15 protein-coding genes are annotated in these 15935 nt (G+C 62.1%); 12 read left to right on the top strand and 3 right to left on the bottom strand.

Annotated elements, in window-relative coordinates; all coding sequences use genetic code 11:
* Positions 1-71: 71 nt before the first annotated feature.
* On the top strand, positions 72-1277 hold the full coding sequence (gene coaBC / locus AX760_RS24620) for a bifunctional phosphopantothenoylcysteine decarboxylase/phosphopantothenate--cysteine ligase CoaBC (RefSeq protein WP_071835672.1): 1206 nt from the start codon (positions 72-74) through the stop codon (positions 1275-1277).
* On the opposite strand, the gene AX760_RS24615 is transcribed toward coaBC, so the two are convergent.
* Positions 1263-2126 carry a class II glutamine amidotransferase gene (locus AX760_RS24615; RefSeq protein WP_071835640.1) on the bottom strand — a complete coding sequence of 288 codons (864 nt, stop codon included), beginning with the start codon at positions 2124-2126 and terminating at the stop codon, positions 1263-1265. The genes coaBC and AX760_RS24615 overlap by 15 nt on opposite strands.
* Before the next feature lie 383 nt (positions 2127-2509).
* Here AX760_RS24615 and AX760_RS24610 point away from each other — a divergent pair, with 383 nt between their 5' ends.
* The 10 genes from AX760_RS24610 to AX760_RS24565 all read left to right on the top strand — a co-directional run bounded on the left by AX760_RS24610 (position 2510) and on the right by AX760_RS24565 (position 13027).
* Positions 2510-3364 carry a MurR/RpiR family transcriptional regulator gene (locus AX760_RS24610; RefSeq protein ID WP_071835639.1) on the top strand — a complete coding sequence of 285 codons (855 nt, stop codon included), beginning with the start codon at positions 2510-2512 and terminating at the stop codon, positions 3362-3364.
* Between the two features lie 116 nt (positions 3365-3480).
* Complete coding sequence (locus AX760_RS24605) at positions 3481-5406, top strand: bifunctional 5-dehydro-2-deoxygluconokinase/5-dehydro-2-deoxyphosphogluconate aldolase (protein ID WP_071835638.1); 1926 nt, start codon at positions 3481-3483, stop codon at positions 5404-5406.
* Positions 5407-5532: 126 nt separating this feature from the next.
* The gene (iolD, locus tag AX760_RS24600; protein ID WP_071835637.1) at positions 5533-7383 is read left to right on the top strand and encodes a 3D-(3,5/4)-trihydroxycyclohexane-1,2-dione acylhydrolase (decyclizing); all 1851 of its coding nucleotides are present in this window, start codon (positions 5533-5535) and stop codon (positions 7381-7383) included.
* Between the two features lie 22 nt (positions 7384-7405).
* Positions 7406-8323 carry a myo-inosose-2 dehydratase gene (gene iolE, locus AX760_RS24595; RefSeq protein WP_071835636.1) on the top strand — a complete coding sequence of 306 codons (918 nt, stop codon included), beginning with the start codon at positions 7406-7408 and terminating at the stop codon, positions 8321-8323.
* A 260-nt stretch (positions 8324-8583) separates the two neighbouring features.
* Positions 8584-9384, top strand: coding sequence for a 5-deoxy-glucuronate isomerase (iolB, locus tag AX760_RS24590; protein WP_071835635.1), 801 nt, complete (start codon positions 8584-8586; stop codon positions 9382-9384).
* A gap of 32 nt (positions 9385-9416) precedes the next feature.
* On the top strand, positions 9417-9821 hold the full coding sequence (locus tag AX760_RS24585; RefSeq protein ID WP_071835634.1) for a GFA family protein: 405 nt from the start codon (positions 9417-9419) through the stop codon (positions 9819-9821).
* A 4-nt stretch (positions 9822-9825) separates the two neighbouring features.
* Positions 9826-10629 carry an AraC family transcriptional regulator gene (locus tag AX760_RS24580; protein WP_071835633.1) on the top strand — a complete coding sequence of 268 codons (804 nt, stop codon included), beginning with the start codon at positions 9826-9828 and terminating at the stop codon, positions 10627-10629.
* Positions 10630-10723: 94 nt separating this feature from the next.
* The gene (locus AX760_RS24575; protein ID WP_071835632.1) at positions 10724-11335 is read left to right on the top strand and encodes a LysE family translocator; all 612 of its coding nucleotides are present in this window, start codon (positions 10724-10726) and stop codon (positions 11333-11335) included.
* Between the two features lie 134 nt (positions 11336-11469).
* On the top strand, positions 11470-12144 hold the full coding sequence (locus AX760_RS24570; protein ID WP_071835631.1) for an HAD family hydrolase: 675 nt from the start codon (positions 11470-11472) through the stop codon (positions 12142-12144).
* A gap of 118 nt (positions 12145-12262) precedes the next feature.
* On the top strand, positions 12263-13027 hold the full coding sequence (locus AX760_RS24565) for a hypothetical protein (RefSeq protein WP_139276036.1): 765 nt from the start codon (positions 12263-12265) through the stop codon (positions 13025-13027).
* 9 nt (positions 13028-13036) lie between these two features.
* Here the strand turns inward: AX760_RS24565 and AX760_RS24560 are convergent, their stop codons facing one another.
* Positions 13037-14620: a peptide chain release factor 3 gene (locus AX760_RS24560; protein WP_071835628.1), complete on the bottom strand. Its 1584-nt coding sequence runs from the start codon at positions 14618-14620 to the stop codon at positions 13037-13039.
* A 92-nt stretch (positions 14621-14712) separates the two neighbouring features.
* Between AX760_RS24560 and dut the strand changes: the two genes are divergently transcribed.
* On the top strand, positions 14713-15183 hold the full coding sequence (gene dut / locus AX760_RS24555) for a dUTP diphosphatase (protein WP_071835627.1): 471 nt from the start codon (positions 14713-14715) through the stop codon (positions 15181-15183).
* A 74-nt stretch (positions 15184-15257) separates the two neighbouring features.
* Here the strand turns inward: dut and AX760_RS24550 are convergent, their stop codons facing one another.
* Positions 15258-15815 carry a cysteine hydrolase family protein gene (locus AX760_RS24550; RefSeq protein WP_071835626.1) on the bottom strand — a complete coding sequence of 186 codons (558 nt, stop codon included), beginning with the start codon at positions 15813-15815 and terminating at the stop codon, positions 15258-15260.
* Between the last annotated feature and the right edge of the window lie 120 nt (positions 15816-15935).

Genomic DNA, 15935 nt, shown 5'->3' with positions numbered 1-15935 from the left:
AGGGCAGGGTGGTCGCGTAGGGTCGCGGCCAGACAGGAGCGGGATTGGCCCCGCCGGCACTGGGCATCGATATGACACTGGCAGGCAAGCGTATTCTTCTGATCATTTCCGGCGGCATTGCCGCCTATAAGAGCCTTGATCTCATCCGCCGCCTGCGTGAACGCGGCGCCTCCGTCAGGCCCGTGATGACATCAGGGGCGCAGGCCTTCGTCACGCCGCTTGCGGTTGGCGCGCTTGCCGCAGACCGCGTTTTTACCGATCTGTTCTCCCGCGAGGACGAGCAGGACGTCGGCCATATCCGGTTGGCGCGTGGCTGTGACCTCGTCGTTATCGCCCCTGCAACCGCCGACCTGATGGCAAAGATGGCGCATGGCCTGGCCGATGATCTGGCCTCGACCATCCTTCTCGCCACGGATCGCCCGGTTCTGGTGGCACCAGCCATGAATCCGAAAATGTGGTCCCATCCGGCCACGCAGCGCAACCATGCGATGCTTGTCGGCGATGGCATCCGGTTCGTCGGCCCGACCTGCGGGGAAATGGCAGAAAGCGGTGAAAAGGGCGAAGGCCGCATGGCCGAACCGCTGCAGATCGTTGCCGCAATCGAGGCGCTGCTGGATGACGGGCCAAAGCCGCTTTCCGGCCGCAGGGCGATCGTTACCTCAGGGCCGACGCATGAACCGATCGACCCGGTGCGCTTCATCGCCAACCGCTCGTCCGGCAAGCAGGGCCATGCCATCGCGGCGGCACTTGCAAAACTCGGCGCGGATGTGACGCTGGTGTCGGGTCCTGTCACGATCCCCGATCCGTCCGGCCTTCAGGTCATTCATGTCGAGCGGGCGCAGGAGATGCTGGACGCCGTTCTGGCGGCGCTGCCTGCGGATATCGCTGTCATGGTCGCTGCCGTCGCCGACTGGCGGGTGGCGGATGCTGCCGGAAACAAGATCAAGAAACAGCCGGGCGAGGCGCCACCGCTGCTGTTGCTGACGGAAAATCCCGATATCCTCAAAACGATCGGCCATCATCCGCAGCGTCCGGCACTGGTCGTCGGCTTTGCGGCGGAAACCCAGAATGTCCTTGAAAACGGCCGCGCGAAGCTTGAGCGCAAGGGGGCCGACTACATCGTCGCAAACGATGTCTCCCCTGAAACAGGCATCATGGGCGGCGATCGAAATGCTGTGAAGGTCATCGGGAAATCCGGCGTTGCGGAATGGCCTGAAGCCAGCAAGCAGGATGTCGCCACGCAACTTGCAGCGCTGATTGCCTCACATTTTGCCTGAGCGCGACGAATTGTTCGATCGCCCCAGATGTCCCGACGTCCACTGCGCTGCCTGCGTGACCTTCGGCGCCAGGCCCTGCGTTCCAAATAGGCGGACGTCGACACCGTTTTCACCGATCACGACGGCGGTTCCGTCCGGGATTTCCACCCAGGCATTGTCATCGTCGTTCAGCGGTTCCGACACGAGGCAATAGCCGCCGCTCGGGCCCATCGGTGCCGCATAGAGGGTCGGCGCTTTCCAGTCGGACGCGTAGCGCACCGCGTAGAGATCGTGTCCGTCCGAAAAAGCGGCCGTGAAGCGAACGAGAACCTTGCGCTCGAGATGCTCGGCGAGGCGTTCGACGAAGGCCAGCGTTTCGCCGATCGCGCCGAGCGGATCCTGCTCCAGCCCGAATTGCAACGCCAGCAGGAACAGGAGTTCGCTGTCGGTTGATCCGGTGCGCGCCGCATAGAGGTCGTTGTCGAGCATGCTCTCCATCGGCCGGCGCAGATAGTCGAAGTCGCCGATCTGGCCATTGTGCATGAAGGACCAGCGGCCGTGCACGAAGGGATGGCAATTGTCGCGACGCGTGCCGCCGCCGGTGGCGGCCCTGACATGGGCGAGAAACAGCGGCGAGCGGATCTGGCGGGCGATGCTCTTCAGGTTGCAGTCCGCCCATGCCGGCAGGATGTCGCGGTAGCGGCCGGGTTCCGGATGGTCGCCATACCAGGCGATGCCGAAGCCGTCGCCATTGGTCGCGGTCTTGGCGCGCGTGGCGCAGTGCGATTGCTCGATCAGCGAATGCGCCGGCGACGACACCAGGTCTTCCAGATACAGCGGTTCTCCGCGATAGGCTGCCCAGCGGCACATGGCAATCTCACTCCAGCGGCGCATCGGCCGCGTTGATCATTGACTGTTAACCATAACGTCCGCTGATCTTTCAACGGAAAAGGGTAAAAATGCGTTAACGATCCGCATCATTGCGACAGGTTTGCGGGATCGTCATAGCCTTTCCCGCCAATACGCCGCTGTTCCCTTGGGCACGGTGTGAGGTGCAAAAGGGTTCCTTCGCGACCTGTCCGTCCTCGACACCCAATCCACGACACCCAATGCGTCGCTCGCAATCGGCTGGTCGCGTCTGTGGAAGGACCGGCGGATTTCGGAAAAATGGAATGAACGTTCTATCCGTTGTTTTGTAAATCGCTTAGAACGAGATATCGACAAGGCAAACGCCGATGGAGAAATAGCAGTCTATGGCCATTGAAGAGCCCCCAGCCGGCGTCCCGCAGGATTTCGACGCGCTCAAGACGGTAATCCTCGAAAGGAAGACCCTTTTGCCAAAGCGCCTGCGTCAGGTCGCCGCCTATGCGCTCGATAATCCCGATGAAATTGCCTTCGGAACGGCCGCCAGCATTGCCACCTCTGCTGATGTCCAGCCCTCGACGCTGGTGCGCTTTGCCCAGCATTTCGGCTTTGAAGGGTTCTCCAGCCTGCAGCTGATTTTCCGGGCGCGCCTGCGCGAGCGTACGCCGGGTTATGAAGACCGCTTGCGGGCGCTTGGCGACAATGATCACAGCAAGCTCGAAAGCGGTTCGATCTTCAACGGATTCATGACGGCCGCGCACCGGTCGCTCGATAATGTCGCAACATCCGTCGATCCTGACCAATTCGAGCGTGCCGTCAATATTCTCGCCGGTGCCGAGACGATCTATCTGATTGCCAAGCGTCGTTCCTATCCGATCTCCAGCTACATGGCCTATGCCTTCGGCAAGCTGAAAGTGCGCCACCAGCTGGTCGGCACGTCCGCAGGGATCGATGACGACATGCTGGCGATGGCCGGCAAGAATGACGCCGCCTTTGCCGTCAGCTTCTCGCCTTATGCGTCGGAAAGCGCCAATCAGGCGCGCATGCTGGCCAGTCGCAAGATACCGGTCGTCTCGCTGACCGATTCGGCGTTCTCGCCCCTGGCCGAGTCTTCAAAAGTCTGGTTCGAACTGGTCGAGGCCGATCATGCGGGCTTCCGTTCGCTGTCAGCCAGCATGGCCTTTGCCATGGCTTTAACGGTTGCAATCGCGGAGCGTCGTCGGCGGCTCGGCGAGGGCGGGTAATTCTATTTGGAACGAAAATTCCATATTGACTAGATAGCGGAATTTATGTTTCATGCCGACATCGCCAAAAAACAAAAGACAAAGCTGGGCATTCCACTGCCCGCCGGGAGGACGTTTTGAGCCAGACGACAACAGCAGACAAGCCGCTGGATCTGATCACGATCGGCCGTGCCTCGGTTGATCTCTACGGCCAGCAGATCGGCACGCGCCTTGAGGATGTGGCCAGTTTCGCCAAATCCGTCGGCGGCTGCCCGACCAATATTTCGGTCGGTACCGCCCGTCTCGGCCTGAAGTCTGCGCTTCTGACCCGCGTCGGCAAGGAGCAGATGGGACGCTTCATCCGCGAGCAGCTGGAGCGCGAGGGTGTCGAGACGAAGGGCATCGTCACCGATCCCGAACGGCTGACGGCACTTGCCATTCTCTCTGTCGAGAGCGAACATTCCTTCCCGCTGCTCTTCTATCGCGACAATTGTGCCGACAGCGCGCTGTGCGAAGACGACGTGTCCGAGGATTTCATCCGCTCGGCGCGCGCCATCCTCGTCACCGGCACGCATTTTGCCAAGCCGCACACGGATGCAGCCCAACGCAAGGCGATCCGCATCGCCAAGGAAAGCGGCGCCAGGGTCATCTTCGACATAGACTATCGTCCCAACCTCTGGGGCCTGGCCGGCCATGATGCCGGCGACAATCGCTATATCGCTTCGGACAAGGTGTCCGCCCATCTCCGGACGGTTCTTGCCGATTGCGACCTGATTGTCGGAACAGAAGAAGAAGTGCTGATCGCGTCCGGCGACAGCGATCTTCTGGCCGCTTTGAAGACGATCCGCGCCAATTCGAAAGCGACTATCGTGCTGAAACGCGGTCCCATGGGCTGCATCGTCTATGATGGTGCGATCTCGGATGATCTGGAGGATGGCATCGTCGGCAAGGGGTTCCCGATCGAGGTCTACAACGTGCTTGGTGCCGGTGATGCCTTCATGTCCGGCTTCCTGCGCGGCTGGCTGAAGGGCGAGCCGCATGCGACCTCGGCCACCTGGGCCAATGCCTGCGGCGCCTTTGCGGTGTCGCGCCTGCTCTGCGCCCCGGAAATCCCGACCTGGACCGAGCTGCAGTTTTTCCTCGCCAATGGCAGCAAGGAAAAGGCGCTGCGCAAGGATGAAGTGATCAACCATATCCACTGGGCCACCACGCGCCGTCGTCAGTTTCCGCAGTTGATGGCGCTTGCCATAGACCACCGCAGCCAGCTCGAAGATCTGGCCGGGGGCGATGTAGGGCGTCTGGCCCGCATTCCGGCCTTCAAGGTTCTGGCCGTCAAGGCCGCCGAGCGCATCGCCGATGGCCGCCCCGGCTTCGGCATGCTCATCGACGACAAGTATGGCCGCGACGCGCTGTTTGCCGTGAACAAGAATTTCTGGATCGGCAAGCCCATCGAGCTTCCCGGCTCGCGTCCGCTGCAGTTCGAATTCAGTCAGGATCTCGGTTCCCGGCTGGTCGACTGGCCGGTCGATCACTGCATCAAGGTGCTGAGCTTCTATCACCCGGACGATCCGGCCGAGTTGAAGGCCACGCAGATTGCCAAGCTGCGCGCGGCCTTCGAGGCCGCCCGCAAGATCGGACGCGAGATCCTGATCGAGATCATTGCCGGCAAACACGGCACGCTCGACGACCAGACCATTCCGCGCGCGCTGAATGAAATGTACGATGCCGGCCTCAAGCCGGACTGGTGGAAGCTTGAGCCTCAGGCAAGCAACGCTGCCTGGGCCGCGATCGACACGGTGATCGAAACACGCGATCCGCTCTGCCGCGGTGTTGTCCTGCTCGGTCTGGAGGCGCCATACGAGGCCCTGAAGCAGGGTTTCACCGCTGCCCGGACCTCGCGCACCGTCAAGGGCTTTGCCGTCGGACGAACGATTTTCGCCGAGGCCGCCAAGGCGTGGCTTGACGGTGAAATGAGCGACGAACAGGCCGTTGCCGACATGGCCGGCAGGTTCGGCGCGCTGGTCGATCTCTGGCTGCAACTGGGTGACGTGCAGGCGGCCTGACTGGACCCTGCGGCATTGGCGGCTGATCTCCCCTGTGGGGGAGAGGTCACGAAGCGACAGAGGGGGCACGCCTCCTCATATTCAAAGTGGAAGGCGAGGCAATGTCCTCGACCCGAGGAGGAAACAATGACCCAGAAGACCGTTCGCCTGACCATGGCGCAAGCGCTCGCCCGGTTTCTGACGCAGCAGATGACAGTCGTCGATGGTGAGAAACTGCCGATCTTCGGCGGCGTTTTCGCAATCTTCGGCCATGGCAATGTCGCTGGCATCGGCGAGGCGCTGCACGGCATCAAGGATACGCTGCCGACCTACCGCGCCCAGAACGAACAGGGCATGGCCAATGCTGCGATCGCCTTTGCCAAGGCGAGCTTTCGCCAGCGGTTCATGGCCTGCACCACATCGATCGGCCCCGGCGCGCTCAACATGGTGACATCCGCAGCGCTTGCCCATGTCAATCGCCTGCCGGTGCTGCTGCTGCCCGGCGATGTCTTCGCCAATCGCCGTCCGGACCCGGTCCTGCAGCAGATCGAGGATTTCGGCGACGGCGCGATGACCGCCAATGACTGCTTCCGTCCCGTCTCGCGCTATTTCGACCGCATCACCCGTCCGGAGCAGATCATTCCGGCACTGCGCCGCGCTATGCAGGTGCTGACCGATCCGGCCGATTGCGGCCCGGTAACGCTCTCGCTCTGCCAGGATGTGCAGGCGGAGGCCTATGACTACCCGGAAAGTTTCTTTGACGAAAAGGTCTGGACGGCGCGCCGCCCGCAACCGGATGCAGACGAATTGTCCACCGCAATCGCCGCCCTGAAGGCCGCAAAAAAACCGGTGATCATTGCCGGCGGCGGCGTTCTCTATTCGCAGGCGAGCAAGGCTTTGGCGGCCTTTGCCGAAAAGCATGGTGTTCCCGTCGTCGAGACCCAGTCGGGCAAGTCGGCGCTGCCGCATGGTCATCCGCTCAACATGGGCTCGGTCGGCGTCACCGGCACCTCGGCGTCCAATCTGGTGACGGGCCAGGCCGATGTCGTTCTGGCGGTCGGCACGCGCCTGCAGGATTTCACCACCGGCTCCTGGTCTCTGTTTCGCAACGCCGATGTGAAGATCATCGGGCTTAACGTCCAGCCCTTCGATGCCGCCAAGCATGAGAGCCTTCCGCTCGTTGCCGATGCCCGTGTCGGGCTGGAGGCGCTGAGTGCCGGTCTTGGCATCCACAAAACCGATAGCGACTGGGCGACGATCGCGGCAGACGGCAAGGCCGCGTGGCTGAAGGCTGCAGAGCGGGCTCTGGCAACGACCAATGCCCCTTTGCCCTCCGACGCGCAGGTCATCGGCGCGGTGCAGCGTGCCCGGCCGGACAACACGACGCTGGTCTGCGCTGCCGGTGGGCTTCCCGGTGAGTTGCACAAGCTCTGGCAGCCGCAAGAGCCCGGCAGCTATCACATGGAATACGGCTTCTCGACCATGGGCTACGAAGTGGCCGGCGGTCTCGGCGTCAAGCTTGCAAAGCCCGACAGCGATGTCATCGTCATGGTCGGCGACGGCAGCTACATGATGCTGAATTCCGAGCTGGTCTCCTCGATCATGCTCGGCGTCAAGCTGACGATCGTCTTGCTCGACAATGCCGGATACGGCTGCATCAACCGGCTGCAGATGGCGACCGGGGGCGCGAACTTCAACAATCTCTTGAAGGACACGCACCACGTGACGCTGCCCGGCATTGATTTTGCCGCGCATGCCGCGGCCATGGGGGCCGTCTCGCGCAAGGTGTCGTCGATCAGCGAGCTTGAGACAGCCCTTGCGGAGATGGCGAACGAGACCCGAACGACCGTCGTCGTCATCGATACCGATCCGCTTGTCACCACCGACGAAGGCGGTAACTGGTGGGATGTCGCGGTGCCGGAAGTGTCGGTGCGCCCGTCTGTCAACGAAGCCCGCAAGGGCTATGAAAAAGCGCTCGCGTCCCAGCGCATCGGCTAAGACTTTTCCAAGGAGACTTCCCATGAAAGCCAAACTCGGCATGTCGCCCATCGCCTGGTGGAACGACGATCTTCCCGAATTGAGCGACGACGTGTCGCTTGAAGAATGCCTGCGCCAATCGCGCGGCGCGGGTTTCACCGGCATGGAGCAGGGGCGCCGCTTCCCCAACAACCCCGGTGAAATGCTGCCGATCCTGCGCGCCGCCGACGTGACGCTCTGCGGCGGCTGGTTTTCCGGCACGCTGGTCGATGAGGATCTGTCAGTCAACAAGGACCGCATCGCGCCGATGATCGAGCTGTTCAAGGCCGTCAACGCGCCCTGCATCGTTTATGGCGAGGTCGGCCGTTCGATCCAGGGTGACCGTTCCAGACCACTCGCCACCAAGCCGCGGCTCGGCGATGACGAGATGAAAGCCTATGGCCGGCGTGTCACCGAATTTGGCGAATGGTGCGCCGATCAGGGCATGCCGCTGTCCTACCATCACCACATGGCGGCCGTCGTCGAAACCGAGGCCGAACTCGACGCATTCATGAAGAATTCGGGCGAAGGCATTCCGCTGCTGCTCGACGCCGGTCATCTGGCGTTTGCCGGCGGTGACGTGCTGCGGGCGATCGACAACCACCATGGCCGCATCAACCATGTGCATGTGAAGGACATCCGCCAGTCCGTCGTCAACGGACTTGATCGCAGCAAGCAATCCTTCCTCGATGCCGTCGCGCTCGGTGCTTTCACCGTGCCGGGTGACGGCTCGCTCGATTTTGCATCCATCGTCCAGCGTTTCGCCGATTACGGTTACGAAGGCTGGTTCGTGGTCGAGGCCGAACAGGACCCGCGCAAATCGCCGCCGCAAAAGATGGCAGAGATCGGCCATGCCGAACTGATGCGCGTCATGACCGCTGCCGGCTATACGGTTGAAACCGAAGGCTTCCCCAAGGGGTGATGTCAACGGATGGGGCTAAAAACCCCTCACCAATTTCGGCCAAGCGATCGGCTAAACCGCTCTCGCGGCCTTCGTATACTCTCCCACAAGGGGAGAGGTAGGACCGCGTAATCCTCGACGCCCCAAGCACAGACAGGCGCTTGCGGCACTCCCTCCTCTCCCCTTGTGGAAGCGGATAGTAAGCCCCGTGAGACGCAGTCGAACGCTGGGCGCACTTGGTGAGGGGGAATTCCTTCGAACGAAACAGGAGACACAGCACCATGCCGAACCTTCTCGTCAAACCGGCCGGCACATTGGGCCTCGTCCACGATATCACGCCGCAATCGGCCGGCTGGACCTATGTCGGCTTCGGTCTTCACCGGCTGCTGGCTGGCGAAAAAACGTCTGGCGAAAGTGCGGATCGCGAGACCTGCCTCGTGCTCGTCTCCGGGAAGGCGACGGTAACAGTCGATGGCGAGGATTTCGGCGAACTTGGCGAACGCATGACGCCATTCGAGGGCCTGCCTTTTGCCGTCTATGTGCCGAAGGGCAGCCGCTGGGAAGCCGTTGCGACGACGGCGCTTGATCTGGCCGTCTGCTCGGCGCCGGGCGCGGAAGGCTACAAGGCACAGGTTATCGCGCCCGGCCGGCATCCGCAGATGACGCGCGGCAAGACCACCAACACGCGCTACGTTACCAACATCATGCCGGAAGACGACAATGCGGCGCATTCGCTGCTGGTTGTCGAGGTCATCACACCCGGTGGGCACACATCGTCCTATCCGCCGCACAAGCACGATGAGGACAATCTGCCGGCCGAGAGTTTCCTCGAGGAGACCTACTATCACCGGCTCAATCCATCGCAGGGCTTCGCCATGCAGCGCGTCTATACCGACGATCGTTCGCTGGACGAGACGATGGCCGTCGAGGATGGCGACGTGACGCTGGTGCCGAAGGGTTATCACCCGGTCGCAGCCATCCATGGCTACGACCTCTATTATCTCAACGTCATGGCCGGGCCGTCGCGGGTCTGGAAATTCAACAATGCCAAGGAGCACGCCTGGCTGTTCACCGGCGTCTGATGCCCTACAGTCCTCCTTCAAGAGGAAAGCACATGCAGATCGACGGCCAATGCCATTGCGGCGCGGTGAAATATGAGGCGGTGATCGACCCCGGCGCTGTCGGGATCTGCCACTGCACCGACTGCCAGCACCTGACCGGCAGCCCTTACCGGGTGACGGCCGCGGCCCGGCGCGAGGATTTCCGCATCACGTCGGGAGTGCCGAAGACTTACGTTAAGACCGGCGCCAATGGCCGGATCCGCTACCAGATGTTCTGCGGCGATTGCGGCTCGCCGCTTTATACCACCGGGACCGATGAGGATGCAGACGTGATCGGCATCCGCTGGGGCAATATCCGCCAGCGCAAGGCGCTGAAGCCGAACCACCAGATCTGGTGCACCTCGGCCGCCGACTGGTTTGGCGAGACAGGGCAACTGCCGGGCCGGGAGCGGGATTGATGCGATGACGACATCGAACCGGTTTCGGATGCGACGGTGTGTCATCGCTGGCGTGGAGGCCGTCGAGGCCGACAGCGTCCACAGCTTTGGTCGTCACACCCATGACCAGTTCGGCATCGGCGTCATTCTGCGCGGGGCGCAGAAATCGGCCAGCGGCCGTGGCCCGGTCGAGGCGGGGCCCGGCGACATGATCACTGTCAATCCGGGCGAAGTGCATGATGGCACGCCGATCACCGATGACGGGCGCGCCTGGTGCATGCTCTATCTCGATCCACAGCTGGTAGAGCGGGCGCATTTCGATATCAGCGACGGTCGCTCGGGTGATTTCGTGTTTTCACATCCGGTGGTCACGGATCGGGTCGGGGCCAAGGATTTCCTCTCCCTCTACTGGGAGATGACAACAACCGATACCGCCGATCAGATGGCTGCCGAAAGCAGCCTGCTGTTGCTGGTGGCCGCGCACCGTGTTGAAGCGCCGCTGCGCAAAAGCCCCGCTCCGCCGATAGCGAGGGCGCGCAGCCTCATCGACGACGATCCGGCTGCGACCGTAACGCTGGATGATCTGGCGCGGGTCAGCGGCCTGAACCGCTTCCAGGTGCTACGCGGGTTCAGCCGCGCCCTGGGCATGACCCCGCATGCCTATCTCGTCCAGCGCCGGCTCGCCCTTTCCCGCCGGCTGATCGCGCAGGGGCTGGCACTGAGCGATGCGGCATTCGCCGGCGGCTTTGCCGACCAGAGCCACATGACCCGCAGCTTCGTGCGCGCCTATGGCCTGACGCCCGGGGTCTACCGGCAGGGCATCCGCTGAAGAACACCGGTCCTTCGGATCTGCAATTCCGTTCAAGACGTCATGGGCGCATTGCCGGCATATCGTCCCTGTAAACAAAGGACGGAACCGGATCATGAGCCTTGATTACCTGCTGACTTCGCTGATCATCATTCTCCTGCCGGGCACCGGCGTGCTCTACACGCTGGCGATCGGGCTCAACAATGGCGCACGTGCCAGCATCGTCGCGGCCTTCGGCTGCACGCTGGGCATCCTGCCCCACATCTTCGCCAGCATTGCCGGCCTGTCCGCCCTGCTGCACACCAGTGCGCTTGCCTTCGAGGTCATCAAATATCTCGGCGTCGTCTACCTGCTCTATATGGCGTGGAGTGTGCTCCGCGACCGGGATGCCCTGCGCATCGCCGATGATGCACCGCCGGTACCGTCCACCAAAATCGTCGCAACGGCGATCCTGATCAACAGTCTCAATCCGAAGCTCTCCTTGTTCTTTCTCGCCTTCCTGCCGCAGTTCGTTCCGGCGTCCACATCCCAGCCGACCGCTTTCATGATTGGCCTGGCCGCGGTGTTCATGCTCCTGACATTCCTGGTTTTCGTCGTCTACGGCGTCTTTGCAGCGGCAGCCCGGGCGCGTGTGATGGCCCGGCCCGGCGTCGTCGCCTGGATGCGGCGCGGATTTGCAGCGGCCTTCGGGCTGATGGGCCTGCGCCTTGCCTTTTCGGCGCAATAGACATCTCGAACAAAAACACGCTCGACACGGCCCGGTGACCGATCCTGTTTGATCTCCGCAGAAAATCCCCTTATGCGGAGGGGGCTTGAACCGTCACAGACCGACGATTGCCTCTATCCGAAGGAGTTCCTCTCTTGTCCCCTGCTTCCACGCCGGTTTTCGGTAAGACATATTCCGCTTTCCTGTTCGACATGGATGGCACGTTGCTGAGTTCCATCGAGGCGGCCGAACGGGTCTGGGGAAGCTGGGCGGAAAGCCATGGCCTCGATGTTGCGACCTTCCTGCCGACCATGCACGGCAAGCGCGGCGTCGATACGATCCGCCAGCTCGGCCTGCCGGGCGTCGACCCCGAAGCGGAGGCGGCCATCATCACGCAGCGCGAGATGGACGATGTCGAGGGTGTTCGCCCGCTGCCCGGCGCCATCGAATTCCTGAAAAGCCTGCCGCCGGAACGCTGGGCGATCGTCACGTCCTCGCCCCGCGAACTCGCCAAGGTGCGGATCGCTGCCGCCGGCCTGCCGGAACCAAGGTTCATCGTCATCGCCGAGGATGTCTCGCGCGGCAAGCCGAGCCCGGAATGCTATCTGCTCGGCGCCAAGCGCGTTGGTTTCGACGCCAAGGATTGCCTGGTGTTCGAGGATGTCGCGGCCGGCGTGATTGCCGGTGAGGCGGCCGGCGCGGACGTCATGGTGATCACCGCGACCCACACCCATCCCTTCGAGACCAGGCACCAGACCATCCCCGGCTATGTCGGCATCGCGGTCTCGGTCGATGAAAACGGCGATCTCACTTTGACGGACCGCCGTTAGAGGCAAGACGTCAGGGGTTTCGATCGACCGAAGGATACAACTTTAAGAACCTGCTTTTGCTCGCCTTAAAGGTTTTACACTACGCATTTTCCATTGTTTCGATCAGAGGGGAAGCGTCTTGGTGCGTTGGATCAGCGGTGGGCAATATGCACGGCGTCTCGGGATGCGCTTTGGTATCCTGGTGGCCATCACGCTCGCTTTCCCGTTTTTCGTCTATGGTTTGGTCAAGCTCTCGGGTGCACAAAGTGTCGGAGGCGCTTCGGGTGCGCTCACGCTGGTTCTCGGCCTGTATTTGAAGCCACTCATTTACTTGGCTTTCACCTATTCGACAGGGCGAATTTCGCTGGGACGAGCGCGCACCATCGGAATATCTCCGATGATCGGGCTCTCTGTGCCCATCCTGGTTCTGGCGGATCTTCCGTTTGGAACAACGTTCGGTTCCTTCTGGGCCGTTGGTTTCTCCTTGGGTATCCTGTCGACGCCTTTCCCGGCGTCCCTGATTGCAGCCGTGATCCTGGCCACGACATTGAGCCTCCTGCCAGAAAACCACGAGCCGATGACCGGACGGCTGGAAAGACTCTATGGAGTCTGGAAAATCCTGCTTTTCATCGTGGTAGGATTGGGGCTTGTCGGCATTCTGCAGATGCTTTCCCTGTGGTTCTTCGGCGCGACCGGCATGAATATCCGCATCCTGGTAATGCGGATATTCTCCTATCTCAGGGCCTTGCTGATCTACCCAACCGGACTGCTCCTGGCATTCGCTGTCCTGTCTGTTTTGCTCGTCAGGGAGAGCAGGCAGGTGCGGACCGGCGGCGGAGGGCACAGGGCTTCGAACGTTCAGGTCGCGAACAAGGCGCCGTTATTCGGGCAGCCTAACCGTTGACCGCGAATATCACGCCGCCTTGGCGACGTGATATTCCTTGATGGCGACCATCTTGATGGCCGGATGACGCTCGGCCTCGTAGCGCAGCGAGAAGGCGTCCTGTGCCAGGAAGACGGGATCGCCGTCGAGATCGCGGGCAATGTCGCCGCGTTTGACGGTGATGAATTTATCAAGGTCCGCAGGCTGGTCGGCAGAGATCCAGCGGCACACCGAGAAGCGCGCCATGTCGAACGACACCGGCAGGCCGTATTCCCCTTGCAACCGCTCCTTCAGCACGTCGAGCTGCAGTGCGCCAACGACACCGACGATCGCGGGCGAGCCGTCCTCGGGTGAAAACAGCTGCACGACGCCTTCCTCGGCCATCTGCTGCAGGGCTTCCTTGAGCTTTTTCGCCTTCATCGCATCTTCCAGCCGCACGCGGCGCAGGATTTCCGGCGAGAAATTCGGCACGCCCTGGAACACCAGCTGTTCGCCCTCGGTCAAAGTGTCGCCGATGCGCAGCGTGCCGTGGTTGGGAATGCCGACCACATCGCCGGCATAGGCCGTATCGGCCAGCTGGCGCTGCGAGGCGAAGAAGAATTGTGGGGCGGTGAGGCCGAGCTGCTTGCCGGTCCGCGCCAGCCGCGCCTTCATGCCGCGCTCCAGCTTGCCCGAGCAGATGCGGGCAAAGGCGATGCGGTCGCGGTGGTTGGGGTCCATATTGGCCTGGATTTTGAAGACGAAGGCCGTCATCTTGTCGTCCGTCGCATGCACGATGCGGGTATCGGCCACCTGGTCGCGCGGCGGCGGCGCGAAATCGCCGAGCGCATCGATCAGGTCGCGCACGCCGTAATTGCGCAGTGCCGATCCGAAGAAGACCGGCGTCATGTGCCCCTCGAGAAAGGCCTTGCGATCGAAGGGCCGGCAGGCCTCGATGGCCAGTTCGGTTTCATCGATGAAGGTTTGGCGTTCGTTTTCCGGCAGCCGGTCGGCGACGGCCCGCGGTCCGTTGACCTTCAGCGCCTCGACCTGCGTGTCGTTTCCGCGCACCGAATTCTCGGCAAGATAATAGGACCCGCAGAAGGTTTTCGACCGGCCGATCGGCCAGGTGATCGGGGCGCAGTCCAGCGCCAGCTTTTCCTCGACCTCATCCAGGATCTCGAAGGGATCGCGGCTCTCGCGGTCCATCTTGTTGATGAAGGTGATGATCGGGATATCGCGCATGCGGCAGACTTCGAACAGTTTCAGCGTCCGCGGCTCGATGCCCTTGGCGGCATCGATGACCATGACTGCGGCATCGACGGCCGTCAGCGTGCGATAGGTGTCGTCGGCGAAGTCCTCGTGTCCCGGCGTATCTAGAATGTTGAAGACATTGCCGCCATATTCGAAGGTCATCACCGATGTCACGACCGAGATGCCGCGTTCGCGCTCGATCTTCATCCAGTCGGATCGCGTCTGGATGCGGTCCTTCTTTGCCTTGACCTCGCCGGCGAGCTGGATGGCACCGCCGAACAGCAGCAGTTTTTCGGTCAGCGTCGTCTTGCCGGCGTCCGGGTGCGCGATAATAGCAAAGGTGCGGCGGCGGGAAACCGCCTCGGCGAGACTTTCGGCCATATGTCAAAATTCCTGTGAGTTGCGGGCTGTCTAGCGATTTTGGCCCGACTTTGCAATTGACCCACCGTTCGCCTGCGCAAAGTAATGCCGACATGACCCTTGCCGCACAGACCCGCCCGACCCTGAGCCTTGTTCGCCTGCCGCATGGCGCGGATATCGATCTGCCATCCTATGAGACAGCGGGCGCCGCCGGCATGGACCTGCGCGCTGCCGTGGCTGCAGACGAGACCATGGTTTTGTCTCCCGGCAGGCGTGCCCTGGTGCCGACAGGCTTCATCTTCGAGATACCTTCAGGATACGAGGCGCAGATCCGCCCGCGCTCGGGGCTTGCGTTCAAACACGGCATCACCTGCCTGAACACGCCCGGCACGATCGACAGCGATTATCGCGGCGAGGTTAAGGTCCTGCTCGTCAATCTGGGCGACGAAGATTTCCGCATCGAACGTGGCATGCGCATCGCCCAGATGGTCGTGGCGCCGGTAACGCAGGTGACGCTGACGGAGGCAAGCCTTGCCGGGCAAACGCAACGCGGCACAGGCGGCTTCGGTTCGACGGGCGTCTGATCCGGGCAGGGTGCCCGGTGATCGAGCCCCATCGACCGTCGAGGCTTTTCAACGGTCGATAGCGGTGCTTGCGATCAGAACGCTACTTCCAGGGCTGGACGCAGGGTGATCGCATGCGCGCCGGCATCGAAGCCGTCGAGCACGGCATTGTGATGGGCGATTATCTGCTCGAACGTCAGCGTGCCCATATCGGCAGTCGCATGGCCGTCGGAGAGAAGCGTGACGTCATAGCCGAGCGTTACGGCGCGGCGCACGGTGGTATCGATGCAGAACTGCGTCATGCAGCCGCCAATCACCAGGTGGTTGATCGATCGCTGCCGCAACTGCGCATCGAGATCGGTGCCGAAGAACGAATCGCAGCTCTTCTTATGGATCACCACCTCGCCCGAAACCGGGGCGATCTCGTAGCGCAGGCCCCAGCCCATGCTGCTGCGTGCCAGCGGATCTCCCGGGCCGCCATCATGCTGGATGAGGAAAACAGGGGTATGGGCGGTGCGTGCGCGGGCCTGGACGACCTGCAACCGGCCGATCATCTGGTTGAGCGCGACATCGATGGCTGGCTGGCGTTCGGGCGTGCCGAGGCCTGCAACAATGGCGTTCTGGACGTCGATGAGCAGAAGGGCTGTGGTCATGGTCTTTTCCTTTGTATTCGCAGCGCTTTTACCCGATTTCGCGAGGCGCAAAAGCACTTATTTCGCTCCGCGGCCTTTATCGGAAACATTGAAAAATCTGTAAGGCGCGCGTATGGCTCG

The organism is Pararhizobium antarcticum (genome assembly GCF_001885585.1).
Classification (GTDB): Bacteria; Pseudomonadota; Alphaproteobacteria; order Rhizobiales; family Rhizobiaceae; genus Pararhizobium; species Pararhizobium antarcticum.
The sequence above is the reverse complement of the archived record's forward strand: the minus strand, read 5'-3'. Positions and strand labels throughout refer to the sequence as shown.